The 2,570-nt window shown below is 44.4% G+C and carries 7 protein-coding genes; all 7 read left to right on the top strand.

What is annotated here, in order from left to right; all coding sequences use genetic code 11:
- Positions 1 to 627: WD40 repeat domain-containing protein (locus PX481_RS29445; RefSeq protein WP_288097516.1), on the top strand; the 627-nt coding region annotated here is incomplete at its 5' end.
- Between the two features lie 49 nt (positions 628 to 676).
- Positions 677 to 976, top strand: coding sequence for a type II toxin-antitoxin system Phd/YefM family antitoxin (locus PX481_RS29440; protein WP_002761387.1), 300 nt, complete (start codon positions 677 to 679; stop codon positions 974 to 976).
- Positions 948 to 1,247 (top strand): Txe/YoeB family addiction module toxin, encoded by a 300-nt coding sequence (locus tag PX481_RS29435; RefSeq protein ID WP_002761386.1) that lies wholly within the window; start codon positions 948 to 950, stop codon positions 1,245 to 1,247. Before PX481_RS29440 ends, PX481_RS29435 begins: the two co-directional genes overlap by 29 nt.
- A gap of 29 nt (positions 1,248 to 1,276) precedes the next feature.
- Positions 1,277 to 1,513, top strand: coding sequence for a hypothetical protein (locus tag PX481_RS29430; RefSeq protein ID WP_043999266.1), 237 nt, complete (start codon positions 1,277 to 1,279; stop codon positions 1,511 to 1,513).
- 36 nt (positions 1,514 to 1,549) lie between these two features.
- Positions 1,550 to 1,840 carry a hypothetical protein gene (locus PX481_RS29425; RefSeq protein WP_002761385.1) on the top strand — a complete coding sequence of 97 codons (291 nt, stop codon included), beginning with the start codon at positions 1,550 to 1,552 and terminating at the stop codon, positions 1,838 to 1,840.
- The gene (locus tag PX481_RS29420) at positions 1,830 to 2,222 is read left to right on the top strand and encodes a toxin-antitoxin system TumE family protein (RefSeq protein WP_002761383.1); all 393 of its coding nucleotides are present in this window, start codon (positions 1,830 to 1,832) and stop codon (positions 2,220 to 2,222) included. Before PX481_RS29425 ends, PX481_RS29420 begins: the two co-directional genes overlap by 11 nt.
- Positions 2,219 to 2,374, top strand: coding sequence for a DNA-binding protein (locus PX481_RS29415; RefSeq protein ID WP_288026147.1), 156 nt, complete (start codon positions 2,219 to 2,221; stop codon positions 2,372 to 2,374). Before PX481_RS29420 ends, PX481_RS29415 begins: the two co-directional genes overlap by 4 nt.
- The last annotated feature ends 196 nt before the right edge of the window (positions 2,375 to 2,570 follow it).

Genomic DNA, 2,570 nt, shown 5'->3' with positions numbered 1-2,570 from the left:
CATCAAGGCTATGTCTGGACAGCCGCCTTTAGCCCGGACGGCAAGCGCATCGTCACCGCCTCAGAAGACAAGACAGCGAGGGTGTGGGATGCCGAGACGGGAAGAGAAATCGCCTCCCTCAACGGCCATCAAAGCTCTGTCTGGACAGCCGCCTTTAGCCCAGACGGCAAGCGCATCGTCACCGCCTCAGAAGACAAGACAGGGAGGGTGTGGGATGCCGAGACGGGAAGAGAAATCGCCTCCCTCAACGGCCATCAAGACCGTGTCTGGACAGCCGCCTTTAGCCCAGACGGCAAGCGCATCGTCACCGCCTCCTCTGACAAGACAGCGAGGGTGTGGCCTGTGGAAAATCTCGATCGCCTGTTGGTTCGAGGCTGTAATTGGTTAAAAAACTATTTGATTGTCAATCCTCAAATGCTGGCTAAATTATCGACCTGCCAAACTGCTGACCTCACCCAGCCTAGTGCGAGTATTTTAATGGAACAAAGCGAAGCCTTAGCTAGGGAAGGCAAAATCAACGAGGCAATTGAAGGCTTTAAAATCGCCCAAAAGTGGAATCCTAGCCTCCGTTTTGATCCCGTCGCCCGCGCCAACCAACTCGCCAACGACGCTAAAAAGGAAAAATAAAGTCAAAAGTCAAAAGTATAATCTGAGAGAGAAGGAGAAAGGAGAAAAAATGAACCCAAAAATTGACCAGACTCAAGCTGGTAGTAACTTTGACAAAATTTGCGATCGCGTCATTTCTACTCGTCAACCAATAGAAATTACACGGGAAGGTGGTGAAAGCATTTCCTTGATTCTTACAGCAGAACTCAATAGCTTGATAGAAACTGCTTATTTATTCAGTTCTCATGAAAATGCAGTACGCCTCCTAGATGCACTACAACGTGCCAAAGCCAGAACGAATCAGCCTCAAACTTTAGAAAACTTATGCCAGGAGTTAGGTATTGACAAAGAAGAAAAAGTCTCAGCCTAAGCCAGAACGCGAACTCGTTTTTGATATAAGGTTTCTAGAAGACCTCAGATATTGGGTAGAAACTGAGAGAAAAATTGCCCTTCGTCTGTTATCTTTAGTTGAAGAAATTCGACGCAATCCTTTTGAAGGAACGGGCAAACCTGAACCCTTAAAATATCAAGATGCCAATGTTTGGTCTCGCCGCCTTACCCAATCTGATCGTATTGTTTATCTGGTTAGTCACGATCGGATAGAATTTTTGCAAGGTCGTTATCATTATAGCGATCGCTAAGTACCTAGACAAGCTAAAACGCCAACCCCATGCTCAAAATAGAAATCACCGATACCTCCATCACCCTCATCCAACTCCTCCATGAAGTTGAAAAAGGACAAGACATCATTATTTTCCGAGAAGGTCAACTCATTGCCCAACTCTCGCCCCCGCTAAATTCCCGCCACCCTCTAAGTTCCCACCAGGCTTTGCGATCCCAACATCAACCCTCCGCGATCCAAAGCCTTGACATCCTGCAACAATTACGCCAAGAAGCACACTATTGATTTACCTAGACACCAGCTTTTTAGCTCCATTTTATTATGAAGGAACTCACACTCATCTCTCATCACTCCGGCTCCCTCAAACCTCTAATCGAAGGCGCAATCGCTGAAGCCCTACGTTCCACTGAAGCGGGTATCCAGCGTACCGAACAACGACTGCGAGAATTTGAGGACAAATATCAACTGTCCACAGCAGAATTTCTGCATCGCTACGAAAACGACGAATTTCAGGAAACCCTGGAACTTGACGAATGGATTGGCGAATTGCGAATGCTACAATGCCTACAGGAAAAAGCAGAAAGACTCAGAGGAATTGAATTTGTTAATTGAAGATTATTTTCAACAGATTCAAACAATTATCGCAACCTGTTCAGTAGTAAAATTTTTTACGCTAGATTGTGAAAAACGTGATAGTTATGAAGGATTTATTCGAGCCGAAATTAAATTCATTGATAATTCAGTTCTGCATATTCGAGAGTTTGTCAATATCGAAACAATTATTAATCGTAATATGTACGCTTATCAGTATATGAATACCATGAATACCTTAATTTTCCGTTATGATAATACTCCACATCATAAAAAGCTGAACCTCCCAACCTATCCCCATCACAAACATGACAGCAGTGAAGAAAATGTAATCTCGTCCGCTGCTCCAACGCTCTTAGAAGTTCTTCAGGAAATTACCGCCAGAATCAGGAGTTTTCTATGAATGAACTAAAAGGAATCAGTATCAATAAACTGATTGAATATCTTTCCCCCAACACTTTAGCCGAATTTGATGCCTATACTAGATTTAAGGAAATGACAGCTAATGGCAACCCAGAAGAAGGATTGAAAATCTTGGCTAAATTTGATAAGTAGGTAGGCGTTAAAAGTTGTCAGATGCCCCCCTTATTAAGGGGGGATTAAAGGGGGGACTAAGGGGGGATCAGCACCCCCCTTATCAAGGGGGGATTAAGGGGGGACTAAGGGGGGATCGGCACCCCCCTTATCAAGGGGGGCAGGGGGGATCAAACCTAAAATCCATTTTTAATTTAATTATAACCAGCTACTTAAT

The organism is Microcystis sp. M53603_WE2, from assembly GCF_030065435.1.
This window is presented reverse-complemented; position numbering and strand designations above follow the sequence as displayed.